The sequence below is a fragment of the Rothia sp. HMSC071F11 genome (assembly GCF_001809115.1).
In the GTDB taxonomy this organism is placed as follows: domain Bacteria; phylum Actinomycetota; class Actinomycetes; order Actinomycetales; family Micrococcaceae; genus Rothia; species Rothia dentocariosa.
The window spans coordinates 527,689-545,086 of the sequence record NZ_KV795756.1 but is presented as its reverse complement, the minus strand read 5'-3'; the positions used below and the strand labels follow the sequence as shown (position 1 = coordinate 545,086).

Annotated in this window: 15 protein-coding genes; 8 read left to right on the top strand and 7 right to left on the bottom strand. The window is 48.0% G+C overall.

The features are described 5' to 3' along the window. The first annotated feature begins 175 nt into the window (after positions 1 to 175). From HMPREF2554_RS06750 to HMPREF2554_RS06735, 4 genes are all read left to right on the top strand, one after another. Positions 176 to 529, top strand: coding sequence for a HesB/IscA family protein (locus tag HMPREF2554_RS06750; protein WP_013399059.1), 354 nt, complete (start codon positions 176 to 178; stop codon positions 527 to 529). Between the two features lie 218 nt (positions 530 to 747). Further along, on the top strand, positions 748 to 1,635 hold the full coding sequence (gene coxB, locus HMPREF2554_RS06745; RefSeq protein ID WP_013399060.1) for an aa3-type cytochrome oxidase subunit II: 888 nt from the start codon (positions 748 to 750) through the stop codon (positions 1,633 to 1,635). Between the two features lie 15 nt (positions 1,636 to 1,650). After that, positions 1,651 to 3,354: an aa3-type cytochrome oxidase subunit I gene (ctaD, locus tag HMPREF2554_RS06740; RefSeq protein ID WP_070554441.1), complete on the top strand. Its 1,704-nt coding sequence runs from the start codon at positions 1,651 to 1,653 to the stop codon at positions 3,352 to 3,354. A 3-nt stretch (positions 3,355 to 3,357) separates the two neighbouring features. Further along, positions 3,358 to 3,759: a cytochrome c oxidase subunit 4 gene (locus tag HMPREF2554_RS06735; RefSeq protein WP_004004658.1), complete on the top strand. Its 402-nt coding sequence runs from the start codon at positions 3,358 to 3,360 to the stop codon at positions 3,757 to 3,759. A 737-nt stretch (positions 3,760 to 4,496) separates the two neighbouring features. Here the strand turns inward: HMPREF2554_RS06735 and HMPREF2554_RS06730 are convergent. The 4 genes from HMPREF2554_RS06730 to HMPREF2554_RS06715 form a co-directional block, all read right to left on the bottom strand. Then, on the bottom strand, positions 4,497 to 6,161 hold the full coding sequence (locus HMPREF2554_RS06730) for a cytochrome bc1 complex cytochrome b subunit (protein ID WP_013399061.1): 1,665 nt from the start codon (positions 6,159 to 6,161) through the stop codon (positions 4,497 to 4,499). A gap of 3 nt (positions 6,162 to 6,164) precedes the next feature. Beyond that, on the bottom strand, positions 6,165 to 7,271 hold the full coding sequence (locus HMPREF2554_RS06725; protein WP_004004660.1) for a cytochrome bc1 complex Rieske iron-sulfur subunit: 1,107 nt from the start codon (positions 7,269 to 7,271) through the stop codon (positions 6,165 to 6,167). A gap of 43 nt (positions 7,272 to 7,314) precedes the next feature. After that, positions 7,315 to 8,109, bottom strand: coding sequence for a cytochrome bc1 complex diheme cytochrome c subunit (locus HMPREF2554_RS06720; RefSeq protein WP_070450227.1), 795 nt, complete (start codon positions 8,107 to 8,109; stop codon positions 7,315 to 7,317). A 62-nt stretch (positions 8,110 to 8,171) separates the two neighbouring features. Then, the gene (locus HMPREF2554_RS06715) at positions 8,172 to 8,810 is read right to left on the bottom strand and encodes an aa3-type cytochrome oxidase subunit III (RefSeq protein WP_004004662.1); all 639 of its coding nucleotides are present in this window, start codon (positions 8,808 to 8,810) and stop codon (positions 8,172 to 8,174) included. Between the two features lie 232 nt (positions 8,811 to 9,042). Between HMPREF2554_RS06715 and trpD the strand changes: the two genes are divergently transcribed. From trpD to HMPREF2554_RS06695, 4 genes are all read left to right on the top strand, one after another. Next, a complete protein-coding gene (gene trpD, locus HMPREF2554_RS06710; protein ID WP_172461379.1) occupies positions 9,043 to 10,134 on the top strand; it encodes an anthranilate phosphoribosyltransferase in 1,092 nt (363 codons plus the stop codon). A gap of 318 nt (positions 10,135 to 10,452) precedes the next feature. Beyond that, entirely contained in the window at positions 10,453 to 10,938 is a 486-nt protein-coding gene (locus HMPREF2554_RS06705) for an NfeD family protein (RefSeq protein ID WP_004004664.1), read from the top strand. Between the two features lie 64 nt (positions 10,939 to 11,002). Then, a complete protein-coding gene (locus tag HMPREF2554_RS06700; RefSeq protein ID WP_013399065.1) occupies positions 11,003 to 11,995 on the top strand; it encodes an SPFH domain-containing protein in 993 nt (330 codons plus the stop codon). A gap of 166 nt (positions 11,996 to 12,161) precedes the next feature. Next, complete coding sequence (locus tag HMPREF2554_RS06695; RefSeq protein WP_004004666.1) at positions 12,162 to 12,500, top strand: RNA polymerase-binding protein RbpA; 339 nt, start codon at positions 12,162 to 12,164, stop codon at positions 12,498 to 12,500. Positions 12,501 to 12,576: 76 nt separating this feature from the next. Here HMPREF2554_RS06695 and HMPREF2554_RS06690 read toward each other — a convergent pair whose 3' ends face one another. The 3 genes from HMPREF2554_RS06690 to HMPREF2554_RS06680 all read right to left on the bottom strand — a co-directional run bounded on the left by HMPREF2554_RS06690 (position 12,577) and on the right by HMPREF2554_RS06680 (position 17,354). Next, positions 12,577 to 14,163: an APC family permease gene (locus HMPREF2554_RS06690; protein WP_013399067.1), complete on the bottom strand. Its 1,587-nt coding sequence runs from the start codon at positions 14,161 to 14,163 to the stop codon at positions 12,577 to 12,579. Between the two features lie 243 nt (positions 14,164 to 14,406). Then, the gene (gene gabT, locus HMPREF2554_RS06685) at positions 14,407 to 15,777 is read right to left on the bottom strand and encodes a 4-aminobutyrate--2-oxoglutarate transaminase (RefSeq protein WP_013399068.1); all 1,371 of its coding nucleotides are present in this window, start codon (positions 15,775 to 15,777) and stop codon (positions 14,407 to 14,409) included. 149 nt (positions 15,778 to 15,926) lie between these two features. Next, complete coding sequence (locus tag HMPREF2554_RS06680; protein ID WP_013399069.1) at positions 15,927 to 17,354, bottom strand: gamma-aminobutyraldehyde dehydrogenase; 1,428 nt, start codon at positions 17,352 to 17,354, stop codon at positions 15,927 to 15,929. Positions 17,355 to 17,398: the final 44 nt, after the last annotated feature.

Below are 17,398 nucleotides of genomic sequence, written 5' to 3'. Positions count from 1 at the left end.
AAAGCAACTCAAGGAATATACCTCACACACTAAGTACAGAATTCTACAAAGTTGGTATTCTGGACGTAAGAGACCTTGATGCCCCTAGTGAACTTGTGAGTCCGCTGTTGTCGTGAAGAAGTAGGACAGCGTAATCTGACTTCACGAAGGGGAATATTGTCAGGAAAGGACAAACATGACTGAGACTGTAACTGAGCTACCAACACACGGGGTTAACCTTACTGAAGTTGCTCAGAATAAGGTACGTACTTTGCTCGAACAAGAAGGACGTACCGATTTGCGCCTCCGGATTGCTGTACAGCCCGGTGGCTGTTCCGGGCTAATCTATCAGCTCTACTTCGATGAGCGAGTACTTGATGGTGACGCAGTACGTGATTATGACGGTGTGCAGGTTATCGTAGATAAAATGAGTGTCCCTTATCTAGACGGCTCAACTATTGATTTTGAAGACACGATTGAGAAACAAGGATTCTCAATTGATAATCCGAACGCGGCAGGGTCATGTGCCTGTGGCGACTCCTTCCACTAGGAGCATCGATATAACAGAACCCCTAAAAAACCAACTTTAGGGGTTCTGTTACGTTAAAATTCAGTAATTTTCCAGGAAACTCACAATTTCAGTGACAGAGTGTCACCGTAAGAGCAGAATTCGCGGTAAGCTCTAAGGGATAAGTTTTTTATAATTGCCTCAGGTTTACCTGTAGACCTGAGCACTAGCACACACTGCAAGAACAGGAAGGGCCGTCTGTGAGTTCGCAATATCGAACCGGCAGTCGTCGTAAGCGTGCAAGTCTTGTTGGCCTCGGGACTACAGCGACGCTGCTGATGACTGGTTGTTCAATGGATAGGGCAGCTGTAGGCTGGTTACCCACAAAAGCTGGGCATCCGGCTACTGATAATGCCGAGAACCTCATGCATCTCTGGGTAGGTACTTGGAGTGCAGCTCTTGTTGTCGGTCTTATTACTTGGGGTTTGATGCTATGGTGCATCATTGCTTACCGTAGGCGTAAGAACGAAAGTGGCTATCCTCGTCAGCTCAGCTATCACCTGCCTCTGGAAATTTTTTATACTTTCGTTCCAGTTGTCTTGATCGTCAGTATGTTTACGTTTTCAGACCGAGTCGAGCGTCAAGTAACTGGTCCTAAAACTGGTGCCGATCGACAGGTCACTGTTGAAGTATATGGCAAACAATGGGCCTGGGATTTCAACTACACAGATGAAAATGTGCATGTAACTGGTGTACAAGCTCACCTTGATGGCTCACCAGGTAAAGAAGCAGAACTTCCAACGCTTTATTTGCCCGTTAACTCAAATGTTGATGTAGTCCTCAAATCGCGTGATGTGATCCATTCGTTCTGGGTTCCGGCTTTCCTGGAGAAACGGGATACGATCCCTGGTATGACGAACCATATTCATATCACTACCAAAGAAATTGGTGATTATAAGGGTAAATGCGCTGAACTTTGCGGTGAGTACCACTCTGAGATGTTGTTTAATGTCAAGGTGGTCTCACAGGAAGACTACGACAACTACATCAATTCCCTTAAGCAAAATCCCGAGAATCAGGGTATCGCTGGGGACGAATACAACCGTAATCCCAACCAGAACGCGACTCCGCGTCCCGCTAACCAATAAAGGGGTGAAATAGACGTGACTACCCTCGAATATTCAACTGAGAGTGCAACGGCTGTTGCGCCGCGCGTGGTTCCTAAGTCCAAGGGACGCATCTTTGTCAATTGGATTACTTCCACGGACCACAAAACCATTGGGTACATGTACCTGATCTCTGCCTTCATCTTCTTCTGTATGGGCGGAACTATGGCTCTGCTGATGCGTATCGAGCTTTTTGAGCCCGGTATGCAGATCCTGCAGACGAAGGAGCAATTTAACCAGCTTTTTACGATGCACGGTACCCTTATGCTCCTCATGTTCGGCACCCCTTTGTTCACCGGTTTGGCGAACGTGCTTATCCCGCTCCAAATTGGTGCTCCCGATGTGGCATTCCCGCGCTTAAACGCATTGGCTTTTTGGTTCTTCCTTTTTGGGTCGCTAGTAGCGATTGCAGGTTTTATTACCCCGCAAGGTGCAGCCTCTTTCGGCTGGTTTGCATACGTCCCACTAAATAGCACTACTTATAGTCCGTCTGTCGGTGGTGATTTATGGGTCTTTGGTCTTGCTTTGCAGGGATTCGGCACAATTATGGGTGCGGTTAACTTCATTACTACAATTGTGGCAATGCGCGCCCCTGGCATGACTATGTGGCGTATGTCTGTGTTTACGTGGGCAACTCTGATTACTTCAATCTTGATTATTATGATCTTCCCGCCTCTGGCATCCGCTTTGTTTGCTCTAGGTATGGATCGCCGATTCGGAGGACATATTTTTGATCCGGAAAATGGGGGAGCGGTACTCTGGCAGCACTTGTTCTGGTTCTTCGGGCACCCTGAGGTGTATGTGCTTGCGCTACCTTTCTTCGGCGTGACTTCGGAGATTATCCCTGTATTCTCACGTAAACCCATTTTTGGTTACAAAGGTCTTGTTACAGCGACTATTGCTATTGCGGGCCTGTCTGTAACTGTGTGGGCGCACCATATGTACGTAACTGGAGTGATTATGCTTCCGTTCTTTTCGTTCATGACCATGATGATTGGTGTTCCAACCGGCGTGAAGTTTTTCAACTGGATTGGGACTATGTGGCAGGGGTCCATTACGTTTGAAACTCCGTTACTGTGGATCTATGGATTCTTAGTGACCTTCCTCTTTGGAGGTCTGACGGGTATTATCTTGGCTACTCCGCCTCTAGACTTCCATATCTCGGATACTTACTTCGTGGTTGCACACTTCCACTACGTGATTTTTGGAACCATTGTGTTTGGTATGTTTGGTGCATTCTACTTCTGGTGGCCAAAATTCACTGGCAAGATGCTCAACGAACGGATCGGTAAGATTCACTTCTGGCTGGTATTCTTCGGGTTCCACGCGACCTTCTTGATTCAGCACTGGGTTGGCGTTGATGGGATGCCTCGTCGATACGCTGACTATCTGCCCGAGGACGGTTTCACCTGGATGAACCAGTTCTCAACTGTTGGATCCATGATTCTTGCCGTTTCAATGATTCCCTGGTTCTGGAATGTTTACATTACTGCTCGGTATGCTCCGAAAGTCGAGGTAGACGATCCCTGGGGATTCGGTGGATCTCTCGAGTGGGCAACTTCTTGTCCTCCGCCCCGCCACAACTTTACTGCATTGCCTCGTATCCGTTCCGAACGCCCGGCTCTAGACCTACATCATCCCGAGCTTTCAACGAATCATGATGTTGCCGCTGCAGCTCTTGCAGCACAGAAGGGAGAGTAAACCGTGAAAGTTCTCGGGAAGGTCTTCCTGTACCTTGGTATATTCTTTATTCCTGTTGGAATTATTTATGGGTTTATGACCAATTTTGATGAGTGGGCCGGGTTTCCCGCGCTCCTCGTGACGGCGCTTATGTGCTTCTTCTTGGCTTTCTTCCTCATGTTTACTGATAAGAAGCTAGGAAGCCAGCCCATGGATAACTACACGGGTGAAATCGCTGAGAGTGCTGGTGAGTATGGGTTCTACTCACCATGGTCTTGGTGGCCGTTTATGATCGGTTTAACGTGCATGATTGTTGTTCTTGGGGCAGCGATTGCCTGGTGGGTACTAATTCTTGCGTTGCCTATCGTAGCAGTCGCCGTTATCGGGTGGGTATATGAATACAACCGCGGTGATCACGCGCACTAATCATATACAGTAAAGGTGGGGTTACATCATCCATATGGATGATGTAACCCCACCTTTTCTATATTCCAGAGATTCTCGAATAAAGTTCTATCTGCCCCAGATATGTACTAAAAAGGGGAGGTAAGAAAAAGCTAGTTGGATTAATTGTCTGTATTGGCAGCTTATCTGGGGATCATCAAAGCAGCAGAGACGCACCAATATTGATCGGATGAATCTTGGGAGAGTAACCGCCCATATAATCGTGCCCATCGCACGATAATAGTTTTTGCAGAGGCAGCTTCGCTTATCAGTACGCTCGGCTCGAAAGAAAAGACGGCATTAATATGCTCGCAGAAGTGCTCTCTCTGCAAGAATTCTGGAGTCTCAACCTCAAACCTAGGTTGTTGCTACTTTTATCTGTTAATCCGCGAGGCTCCTTCCTGCCTCTAAGAGCCAGCGGCATGATAGTTTGTGACGGGGTGTGTGCTTAGTACGCATGAAGTTATTCCATTATGGCATCAGGTATATAGCGATCGCTGATAAGTAAGCAAAGATTTATAATTCTTAGTTTCAGGAATAGGGCCATGCTGCTTATGAGAATTTTTCATGAGAAAGTCTGGACTCCTGGCCTTAGAAGATGGATATGATATTGGGTCAGCAGCAACATTGCTGGAAGAGATACATACGATACAAACGTTGAGGGTTGGTCCCACAGTTTTGTGGAACCAACCCTCAAGTAAACTTATGAAGTTGTAACTTTAGCCCTTAATCTCGGGGCTATTAGAGGAAGCGCCCTCAATCCTTTGAGCTTCATTATGTTCATGATGAGCTTCTTCTAGCTCAGTAGGAGTTACAGGAAGAACACGATCAGTAAAGAACAACTTCGATAAGGTGCCTCGTGCTTTCTCAAGCATTGTAACCTTCCCCTTAGCATTGGGGCGTGCAGGTATTACATCTGGTGAATCGAAACTAACTAGCTTGTACCGACGATACTCGTCAAGAGGCTTGTGCACCTCAATAAACTCACCATGGGGGAGTTGCACCACTTGACCAGTTTCGATGCCATGAAGCACTAGCTCACGATCTTTACGCTGCAAGGAGAGGCAAATCCTTCGGGTAATCTCGAAACCAAGGATGGGTCCAAGGAAGAAGAGCGCACGCAATACATAAGCTACATCATTTAGCGAGACGTGGAAATGTGTTGCGATCAAATCAGAAGATGCCGCGATCATCAAAACTGAGTAGTAGATGATACCGGCAACACCGGCGCCTGTACGGAATGGAGCGTTACGCGGGCGATCAAGAATATTATGAACCCGATTATCTTTGGTGACCCAACGTTCGATCCAAGGCCACGTGAATAAGAATCCCATCAAGACGCCTGCGAGTGCAAAAGGCAGTAGGACATTTAGAACCCATGTTCCACCGAATTGCCATTCCCATGACCATGGCCAAACACCAGGCCATAGACGTAATGCACCGTCACCAAAGCCTACGTACCAGTCAGGCTGAGTACCTGCTTGAACTGGAGATGGATCGTAGGGACCATAGTTCCATATTGCGTTAATAGTGAAGGTGGAAGCTAAGAAAGCGATGATACCGAAAACTATGAAGAAGAAACCGCCTGCTTTTGCAGCATAAACCGGACCTACAGGAAAACCAACAACGTTATTGTTGGTACGACCTGGCCCTGGATATTGGGTGTGTTTATGCAGGACAACCATGAACATATGCAGTCCAACGCACAACAACAGAACTGCCGGAATGATCATAATATGCAGGCTGTATAGGCGGCTAATAATGTGTTCACCTGGGAACTCGCCTCCGAAGAAGAAAAGCGAGAGGTATGTACCTACGAGCGGAACTGCGACCATAATGCCATCGACAATTCGCAAACCGTTACCAGAGAGCACATCATCGGGGAGGGAATACCCAGTAAAGCCCGCCATAATACCCGTGACAAAGAGGACGCAACCTACAACCCAATTCAGCTCACGTGGACGACGGAAAGCCCCTGTAAAGAAGACACGAAGCATGTGGATACAGATGGCCAACATAAACATGAGAGCCGCCCAGTGGTGAATCTGACGGATCAACAGGCCTCCGCGAATATCAAAAGAGATATCTAAAGTAGACGCAAACGCAACAGACATTTCTGTACCCTTCATGGGTACATATGAACCGTCATAGGTAACTGCAGCGGTTGATGGGTTAAACCAGAATGTTAAAAAAGTTCCTGAAATAAGGAGCACTACAAAGCTGTATAGAGCCACCTCACCGAACATAAAGGACCAGTGATCTGGAAAGATTTTTCGGCCAAATTCTTTAACAACCCCAGACATGCCAACACGCGTATCAACAAAATTCGCGATACGCCCAGCGTTGCTTTTAGGTTTGTACTCGTAGCCAGTTGTTGTAGACATTACTTATTTCGCCTCCTTCTCACGCTCTGCACGCATTTCTTCGACGTGCTGACCGCGTTCCCAATACGCGGGACCAACTGGCTCATGGAAGTCACTCTGAGCCACAAGATAACCATTATCATCGACTGTAATCGGCAACTGTGGGAGTGCGTGACCTGCAGGACCGAATACAACCTTGCATTCATCTGCCGCATCAAAAGTAGACTGATGGCACGGGCACAGCAGATGGTGCGTTCGCTGCTCGTACAGCGCGATGGGACATCCAACGTGTGTACAGACCTTCGAATAAGCGACTATACCGTCAACGTGCCAGTTTTTACGTTCTTCCGAAATCTTCATCTCATTGGGGTCAAGACGCATCAACAAGACAACTGCTTTAGCTTTTTCCTCTAGATAGCCATTTTCATGGCTGAGGGACGTGATGGTCTCCGGCAGAACGTGATAAGCGGATCCGATCGTAACGTCAGAAGCTTTAATCGGAGTCCCAGAAGGGTCGCGTACAAGACGGACACCCTGATCCCACATCGTGTGTTTAAGAACGGCAGGATCATTCGGCCCCAGATCGCGCAGGAACGTAATAAAAGTTAACGGAGCCAGAATAACTGAGCCAATGAGAGTATTGCGCAGGAGAGGACGGCGTTTAATACCTGACTCATCAATAATAGTTTCGATGATTTCTTCTGCCTCGGCGCGATCCTCTTCAGGACGCAAATCGTGCCGCTCCTCAACGAGTTCATGGTCAGGCATAAGCGTACGTGCCCAATGAACAACTCCAATACCAATGCCGAACATAGCGAATGCTATACCTAAACCAAGCAAGAGGTTCTGCAGCTGCAGTTTACTGGTAGGCTCCGTATTGTTTACATCAAAGAAGTTACCTTCAACTGATATACCGAAATACGCGACCCAGAATAACAAAGAGCCGAGCATTGATAGTACAAAGAGTAGAATAACTTGGCGCTCAGCACCTTTAGCACGCTTCGAATCCACATCTGTCAGACGTGGACGATGTGGGGGCAGCCCAGGATTCTGAAACTGCTCCTTTGAATCCTCTGAAGAGGTAACTACGGTAACGCTCTGAGCGTCTTGACCGTCACGATGGTTTCCCATGTGTTGCCTCAAATCTTTTCCGATACGAATAGTATGTGCGTATTTATGCTGAGCGAGAGGTCAGCCAAATAACAAAGATAAGCACGATCCCTAGACCGACGCTCCAAATCAACAGACCTTCAGCGACAGGACCTAGAGAGCCTAGCTTAAGACCACCAGGGGAAACATTTTTTTCCTGTGCTTTCAAATAGGTGATAACATCACGCTTCTCTTGCGGGGTAAGGTTTGCGTCGTTGAAAACAGGCATATTTTGAGGTCCAGTTTCCATGGCTTCATAGATATGTTGTTCGCTAACACCCATGAGAGAAGGAGCAAACTTCCCTCGGGTAAGAGCACCACCTGCACCAGCCGCGTTATGACACATTGCGCAGTTGGCTAGGAAGACACGGGCACCATTTGCGGCATCGCCTTTGGTGGTATCTAGATTCTCTGCTTCAGGTATTGCAGGACCGGCGCCCAACGAAGCAACATATGCAGAGAGCTGCTTCGTCTGTTCCTCGTTGAACTGACCAGGTTTGACTTGAGCCTGTGTACCTTGCATCTGCATAGGCATGCGGCCGGTACCAACCTGAAAATCAACTGCGGCTGCACCAACACCGATGAGCGAAGGACCATCAGCGGTGCCTTCAGCGTTCATTCCATGGCAGGTTGCACAGTTGGCTTGGAAGAGTTTTTGACCAGCGTTTACATCATCTTGAGTGTATGCATGGCTTGACTCGGCCTTGGCCTGATTGGTGGCAGTGGCAACTGTGTAGAGACCACCAGTAAGGATGAGAGCCAACGCAAGCAACACAATAGCTGCAAGCGGGTGACGCCGCTTCTGTGAAAGTGCCTTCACGTCTTTTGTTCCTTGTGTGTGCTAGTAAAAATGGATACGGACGGGGCGAGAGTGTTGGACTGTTATTTGACGAAGTACACTACGGCAAATAGAGCGAGCCACACGACATCTACAAAGTGCCAGTAGTACGAGACAACGATTGCACTAGTTGCTTCGTAATGACCAAATCGCTTAGCGACAAATGCGCGACCAATGATCAGGAGGAAAGCTACTAGACCAGCTGTCACGTGTAACGCATGGAACCCTGTTGTGATGTAGAAAGCGGATCCGTAAGCGCTAGATGCAATGGTTACGCCTTCTGAAACCAAGGTTGCGTACTCATAAGCCTGACCGCAGACGAAGATTGCGCCCATGATGAAAGTCAACACAAACCATTCAGCCATGCCCCATGCCTTAATATTCAGCAAAGAACCGGAGCGGCGTGGTTTGAGCTGTTCTGCGGCAAATACGCCCATCTGGCATGTCACAGAACTCAGCACAAGAACGATTGTGTTGATAAAAGCGAAGGGAACGTTAAGGATATGTACATTATCAGCCCAAATGTCAGGACGTGATGCCTTAAGGGTGAAGTACATAGCAAAAAGCCCGGCAAAGAACATCAGCTCTGATGCCAACCACACGACGGTACCAATGGCGACCGTGTTGGGTCGGTTAAGAGCCGGATGTGCCGGCCTGCTGGGGTTATTGGTTACAGTTGTCACATAGACATTATGTCGCTAAAACTTGCGAAGAGCGAATACATAACCTCTTAAATCTTGCGGTGTGTTGGGAAAATCCTTAGAGTTCCCTGTAAACTAGCGGTTTTCACGAGATTTGTGCGACACGCTCTATGTGTAATGTTTTGGTAAGTTCGTGGGGGAGAGAAGCCTCAAAGCTGTGGCACCCTATGCGCTGGCAGCAGATGAATCCTGCAGGAAGGTTAAAATCGGGAGTATGGATATAACTGCACATGAGTCATTAACCTGGAAATACATTTTGAATCAGCTCATCTCTGGGCAGGATCTCGGTTCTCGTCATGTGGACTGGGCTATGGATGAAATTATGACTGGTTCAACGCCTGAACCTATACTTGCTTCCTTCCTGACATCGCTCCACATGAAGGGGGAGACCTCTGAAGAGTTAGGCGCCCTTGCGCGAGGAATGCTTGCAAAAGCTGAAACTATTGATCTTGACGTACACGCGGTTGATATTGTAGGCACTGGCGGAGATCAGCAGAATACCGTCAATATATCCACCATGGCAGCCTTGGTTATTGCTGGTACAGGTGCGACAGTTGTTAAACATGGTAACCGAGCGTCAACCTCTAAATCAGGGTCGGCAGATGTCTTGGAGGCGCTAGGTATTCAGCTAGATATGCCGATTAAGTCTGTTGCCGCGTGCGCTCGGCAGGTAGGGATCACCTTTCTATTTGCAATGACTTTTCATCCCTCCATGCGGTTCGTAGGGCCGACTCGAAAAATGTTAGGTATACCAACGGCTTTTAACTACCTAGGACCCATGACAAACCCTGCGCGAGTGTCATCATCTGCAATTGGGGTAGCTAATCCGCAGATGGTAGAAAAGATGGCTTGGGTTTTCGCGAATCGAGGTGACCATGCCCTTATATTCCGGGGGGATGATGGGCTTGATGAATTGACAATTGCTACAACTTCCCAGATCTGGGAAGCAAGTGGGGGTATTCTTCAGAAATATGTCTTTAATCCCGAAGGCTATGGGATTGAGCGTTCTTCATTAGATAACCTGCGAGGAGGAGACGCTGAGTATAACGCCAGTGTGTTTCGCGCAGTATTAGCTGGGGAGGGCGAGTCGGCAAAAGACTCGTTGCATGCAATTCGCAATGCAGTTCTTATTAATGCGGCGGCCGGTCTGATAGCTTACCGAAAAAACGACGGCAGGAGTTTTGAGGAACGGTACACAGAAGCCTTGGCGGATGCACGCCAATCTATTGATACTGGGGCAGCAGCTCAAGTTTTGAACGCCTGGGTGGAGTTTAGCCACCTGGTGGTAGAAACGCCGAGTCCGTAAAGCGCCTATTCATGTAAATAGAAGAGTTTGGTGTATCTGTAGCTTTACTGGACATTGAGGAGAAAGAAGCTGCTGGGGTGAAACCGTCTTTACGAGGGCGCACTGGCAGCTAATCCGGTTCAATTACACGGAAGGTTGAGTGGCTGGGGTGTGGTTTTCTGACTCTACTTTACATAATGTATATTATCGGCCATTTGTGGTGTTGTGAGTTTGTGTGAGTAAACTCTTTGATTGGTGATGCACCTCATGGAATAATGTTTGTATGGCTTGGGCGCTCTATACGGTGGATTATTGTGCCTACGATGAGGAGGAAAAAATATGGATTGGCTCTTTGACAGCCCATGGACATTTTGGCTGATACTAGCTTTGCTCTTTGCGATAATTGAGATGCTGTCTCTCGATCTCTTTTTCTTGATGCTTTCCCTATCTGCCCTCATCACATCGGCTATTTCACCATTTATCGAACATTTCTTCGCTCGAGGAATAGTTTTCGCGGTTTTGTGCATCCTGTTTGTGCTTATTCTACGTCCGCCTCTTCTGAAACGCCTCAACCGCTCTGCCGGAAATACTGTTACAAATGCCAAAGCTCTTCGGGGTAAAACTGTTCTTGTGACAGAGGATGTCACTGCTGAGTCTGGTTTAGTGCGTCTTGAAGGCGAAATTTGGACAGCACGTACTTCAGGAGCTCCTATCCCTTCCGGCTCCTACGCCCAGGTTGAAACTATTAACGGTGCTACAGCGTTTGTGTACCCGCATGTATCAACTTTGCCAGAAGGATCAGCTGTTACCCCTGAAGCTGAATAAAATGTTCCATCTACGCCCCTAAATTTTGTTATTAATCACCGAAAAGAAAGTAGGTAATGAAGATATGGTCCCAGTTATTCTTCTTGTGATTCTCTTCATTTTTGTTCTTATCTTGTTGGCTAAAACCATCCGGGTGATTCCTCAAGGTCGAGCAGGAATCGTTGAGCGTCTTGGTAAGTTCCGAACCGTGCTAGAACCCGGTTTGCATATGGTGGTACCGATTATTGACCGCGTGTTGCCTCTAATTGATGTCCGTGAGCAGGTTGTCTCGTTCCCCTCGCAGTCTGTGATTACCGAAGATAACCTTGTGGTTGGGATCGATACCGTTGTTTACTTTCAGGTAACAAGCCCCAAGGACGCAACCTATGAAATTACGAACTATATTCGTGCTGTTGACGAGCTTACTAGCGCGACCCTCCGTAACGTAGTTGGTGGTCTAAATCTTGAACAGACCTTGACCTCCCGCGATCAGATCAACGCGGAATTGCGTGGAGTTCTTGATGCTACAACCGGTCGTTGGGGACTACGAGTATCTCGTGTTGATATTAAAGAAATTCAGCCTCCACACTCTATCCAGGACTCAATGGAGAAGCAGATGCGTGCAGAGCGTGATCGTCGTGCTGCCATTCTGACGGCCGAAGGTCAGAAGCAGTCAGATATTCTGACGGCTGAAGGTGAATCTAGGGCTGCTATCCTTCGCGCGGAAGCTGAAAAACAGGCTCAGATTCTTCGAGCTGAAGGTGACGCTCAATCTGCAATCCTTCGAGCTGACGGTGAAGCTGAAGCTGTTCATAAGGTATTCGAAGCCATCCATCAATCTAACCCGAGCCAACAGCTACTCACCTATCAGTATCTGCAAACCTTGCCCAAACTTGCTGACGGCCAAGCTAATAAACTCTGGTTTATCCCCACAGAACTTGGCGATGCTCTACGAGGTCTTGGTAACGCATTCGGCAATTTGCCGGTATCGGACATAAACGATGGATCGACAAAAGCAGCGTATACAAAGCCTGATACTTTTGAGAACCCATCTCAAGGATATGGCTTCAATAGTTAAGATAGTTTAGCTTGACTTCGCGAATAGCTGTCTCTAATAGTTGGGCGGCGGAGAATATTCTCGATATAATGGATGTTTTAGACGTTCGAGGGAATAGCTCTCCCCCGCCCAACGTTATGCAGCCGCTGAGTATCTGCGGAAACCCTTTCTGGAGTCTGGAGGAATTGTGAGCGATCGTAGCCTGCGTGGTATGCGTCTTGGAACTCAATCTATGGAAACCGAGTCCAATGTACAGCCTGCACCCCGTCAACGTGTAGAGTACCGAACCACTGATGGTGACCGCGTATTTGTGACCTTTGCTGCTGAAGCTGAAATTCCACAGGTCTGGGTTGCTAAAACTGGCAAAGAAGCATATCTTGTCAACGGCGAGAGTGACGCCCAGAATGACGATGATAAGCCAGCTCGTACACACTGGGACATGCTAATGGAACGACGTAGCGTTGAAGAGTTAGAGAAGACTCTAGAAGATCGGTTGGAATACTACCGTTCTCATTATGCACTGTAGGATACATTCATAATGCATAAGGGAGAGGAACCCCTTTTAGAGGCTCCTCTCCCCTTCTTGTGCACATGAGAAATAACTAGTCAATCATATGCTCTACCTCCATCGGGACCTCGCCTTTGAAGAAGGCAGGACGGAGGCAACGTTGATACACCATAACGCAAATTCCTAAGAGAAGAATCGCGACACTTAAGCAGAAAACTAGCCCGACTCCCCCAATTTCAGACCCCGAGCCATGATGGGGATCCATGGAATCATAGGTCGTCTGGATGAAGAAAACAAGAAGCATAATGCCTCCCAAAAGGGGAAACAAAAACTTGTTCACAAATGATTTAAAGCCTGATGAGAAGGCCACCTTCCGAAAATACCATACACAGGCAAATGCCGTCACGCCGTAGTATAAACAGACCATCAAGCTCAAAGCGGAGATAGTATCCCAAAGCACAGAGGTTGAAATAAAACGCATAAGAACGTAGAACAAGGTAGCAATCAGACAGGAAGCGATGGTCGCATAACTAGGTGATTGGTACTTTGGGCTAATACTCGCAAACTTAGGCCCGAGTGCCTTGTAATATCCCATGGCTAGCAATGTTCGAGCTGGTGAAACTGCCGTGGATTGTAAAGAGGCTAAGGCCGAAATAAGAACTGCGAAAGACATAATAATTCCGAGAGAACCTAGTACAGGCCCCGAAAGAACAGCAAAAATATTCTCCTGGTTATCAGAGTTTCCTAGACCCAGACCTTCTGAGGACGTACCCGCAAATGCCAAAGTGCCCACAGAGATTAACAGGTACAGTAGAACTACTGTGAGGATAGTGCCAACAGCTGCATGACCGCTAGTTGTATGCTCGCCTTCTGTTTCTTCATTCATGGTGAGGACAGCGTCCCAACCCCAATATATGAAGAAGACAAGAGATATGCCGGAAGAGAAAGCTGAGAATGACTCGATTCCGAAGGGGTTAAACCATTCAAGAGTCGGAGCAAGGTTAGCAAACCCAGTATTTGTGACCGCTTTATAGAGGGCGACACCCGCAAAAATAGCGAGTACGACAAGCTGGAAAATAATGAAAACAGTTTGGATTTTCTGAGTCGCATCCAGCCCGCGGTATGTGATGTAACACCCGAAACCCATCAAGGCTAAGAATGTGCCGATATTGATAAAGGTATTACTTGAAAGAGTCGCTAGATCCGGGTTAGAAAAAACCTGAGACAAAGCCAGGTAAAAGAAATCTACAGCTATACCTGCAAGGTTTGAGAGAACCAAGATGGTAGCTGCTAATAATGCCCAGCCTCCGAGCCAACCAACCCACGGACCAAATGCTTTGGTTGTCCAAGTGAATGTTGTTCCCGCATCCGGCATAGCAGCGTTAAGCTCTCGGTAGCCAATAGCCACCAATAGCATAGGGATAAACCCAACGAGAAAGATCGCGGGCATGTGCTCCCCTGCTACAGCTCCTACAGGACCCAGGGCTCCCGATAATGAGTATGCTGGTGCTACCACAGAGATACCAATAATAATGGAGCCAAAAAGAGATACAGATCCGGAAGATAATCCCTTTTTGTTAGCGGCGCTTGTATCAATAGCACCGTGGGGGTTATTTGATGCAGAATCTTTGGCTAGACTCTGACCTTTATGTAACTTGTGGGATTGATTATTCTGAGACAAGGTGCTCTCCCTCTATCGGAGTGTCGTCGCCAGACGGTGTGTGCTTATAGCGACCTGCTCAATATGCGATTTAGTCTAATTGATCCAGAACAGTAGTAAAATCACCTGAATTTTTGTCTACAAGGTGTGCGCATAATAGCTATAGGTAAATAACTGGCGCATGTGTGGAATAGGATTAGCTGTGACAAGAGCCCCGATCGTTATATGAGGTATGACCGGGGCCCTGTAAGCCTCCAAAAAAAATTATGAAACGCTTCGAATACCTTCGATAAGAATATTCATTGACTGTTTTAGGAGCTCGTCACTGATAGTAAGCGGAGGAAGCAGACGAATAATGTTGCCGTAAGTACCACAAGTAAGAATAAGTACTCCTCGTTGCTGACAGTAAGCAGCGATATCCTTGGCCGCCGTGGGATGCGGGGCTTTAGAGATAGAGTCTGCTACGAACTCCAGTGCGAGCATAGCACCGCGTCCGCGGAAATCCCCTACGATGTCTAGCTCATCAACAAGCGGGGCTAACGCTGCTGTCACCAGTTTCTCAATATGCAGGGCTCGTGCGTTCAAATCAAGATCCTGCATAGTTTCAATAGCCGCAAGAGCAGCCGCACAAGATACAGGATTACCACCGTATGTTCCGCCTAATCCTCCTGGTTGAACTTTATCAAAAAGCTCTGCCCGACCAGTGACGGCTGAAAGCGGCATACCACCAGCAATGCCCTTAGCAGTGGTGACCAAATCGGGTTCAATGCCCTCGTACTCACTCGCAAACCATTTGCCAGTGCGGCAGAAACCAGTTTGTACTTCATCAGCAATAAAGACGATACCTTTTTCGCGTGCCCATGCAACCAGCGTTGGTAAGAAACCATCGGCGGGAACAATGAACCCTCCTTCACCCTGGATAGGCTCGATGAGAATTGCGGCTACATATTCTGAACCAATTTGCTTCTCGATCATGTTGATGGTGCGTTGAGCTGCCTCTTTACCATCCATGCTCTGATCGTCCCGGTAAGGGTAGCTCATAGGAGCACGATAGATTTCAGGAGCAAAAGGACCGAAGCCTTTCTTATATGGTGCTACTTTTGCAGTCAACGCCATTGTTAAATTGGTTCGCCCATGGTAGGCATGATCAAAAACAACTACGGCATTGCGACCGGTAGCTGCACGAGCAATTTTTACAGCATTTTCAACTGCCTCCGCACCAGAGTTGAAAAGTACTGAGCGTTTCTCAAAGCGTCCGGGTATTAGCTCGTTTAGTTTTTCAGAAACTGCGATATACCCCTCATAAGGAGTAACCATAAAACAGGTGTGGGTGAAGTGTGTGACCGATTCTTGAACTGCTTGTACCACCTTGGGAGCTGATGCACCAACAGTTGTGACTGCGATACCCGCTCCCAAATCAGCCAACGAGTTACCATCAACATCAATAATGACGCCACCGTCTGCATCAGCCGCGTAAACTGGGAGCCCCGAAGCGACAGATGCAGGAACAGCTTGTGAGCGACGATGTGCAAGAGCACGTGATGAGGGGCCGGGAAACTCTCCAGTAAGTTTTATCTCTTGAGGAAGACGATACATCTCTACCATGAGACTACCTTTCAAAGGAAAACGTAGCATAAGCTACATGGATAATATGTGAATTGTGAAGAGACGGTACAGCACCTAGACAACAGAGCTGTACCGCTCCACAAGCTCTTCTCTAATGTGTGATGATGCAGGACTCTTTTTTTTGCCGAATTGCCGAATGAGCCTGGAGAAGCTGTTCTTTATGCGCTCAAATCACTCATGACGTGTTTAACACGTGTGTATTCTTCAACGGAATACAGGGAAAGATCCTTACCGTAACCCGAGTATTTGAATCCGCCATGAGGCATTTCAGCAGTCAGAAGTACGTGTGTATTAATCCAAACTGCTCCGAAATCAAGATCGCGAGAAACTCGCATAGCAGTACCATGATTTGACGTCCAAACTGATGACGCCAACGCATAATTTACATCGTTAGCAAGCTCAACTGCTTCCGCCTCTGTAGTAAATTTTTGGAGCGTAAGAACTGGTCCGAAGGTCTCTTCCTGGACAACGGCATCGTCTTGATTGACTCCGCTCAGCACCGTAGGTTCCACAAAAAAGCCACGGGTGCCGCACTGTTTGCCACCGGTTTCAACTGTGACATGTTCAGGGAGGCTGTTGAGCTTATTCATGACGGTCTTAAAGTGATTGATGTTGTTCAACGGACCGTAGAAGTTCTTTGAATCGTCTTCGTGCCCAGTAGCTGTATCTTTTGCGGCAGCTACCAGCAGATCTCGGAACTTGTCGTAAATGCTGTCTTGAACGAGTACGCGAGTGACTGCTGTACAGTCCTGGCCAGCATTGAAATAACCGAAGTCTGCGAGCATGCGCGCAGTACGAGGCAAATCCGCGTCTGCAAAAACAACTGCTGGCGCTTTACCGCCAAGCTCCAAATGAGAACGTTTCAGACCAGCTGCAGCGCCGGTAGCAACTGCCTGACCTGCGCGTACTGATCCGGTAATAGAAACCATGGCAGGGGCCGGGTGCCCTACCATAGCTTCACCAGTTTCACCGGTCCCCAGCACAACGTTGACAACACCGGCAGGGTATATTTCCCCTATAAGCCTTGCCAACTCGAGGGTGGATTCTGGTGTGGTGTCAGATGGCTTGAGAACTACAGTATTCCCGGCAGCGAGCGCGGGACCCAACTTCCATAATGCCATCATGAGGGGATAGTTCCAGGGGGTTACTTGGGCGACGACGCCGATGGGCTCGCGCCGTACGTATGAGGTATGTCCTTCCATGTATTCGGTTGCTGCTTTTCCTTCTAGGGTGCGTGCTGCCCCTGCGAAGAAACGTAGCTGGTTGGCGCCGACGAGGACTTCTTCGTCACGGATGAGTTCTCGGGGCTGTCCGGTGTTGCGGTGTTGGGCTTCAACGAGTACGTCGACGTTTTCTTCGAGCGCGTCTGCGAGTTTGAGGAGAAGTAGCTGGCGATCTGAAGGGGTCGTATGCTTCCACGTTTTGAATGCGTCTTGAGCCGCATGCATGGCGGTGTTGACGTCGTCGTCAGTGGATATTGGTGCTTGTGCTATGACTTCGCCGGTTACGGGGTATACGATGTCGAGTACCTCATCAGAGGTGGAATCGACGAACTTGCCGTTGATGAAATTCTTCAAGCGCTTCATAACGTTCTCCTTTGGGGTTGGACTTACGTAGGTTTGTAAGTTTG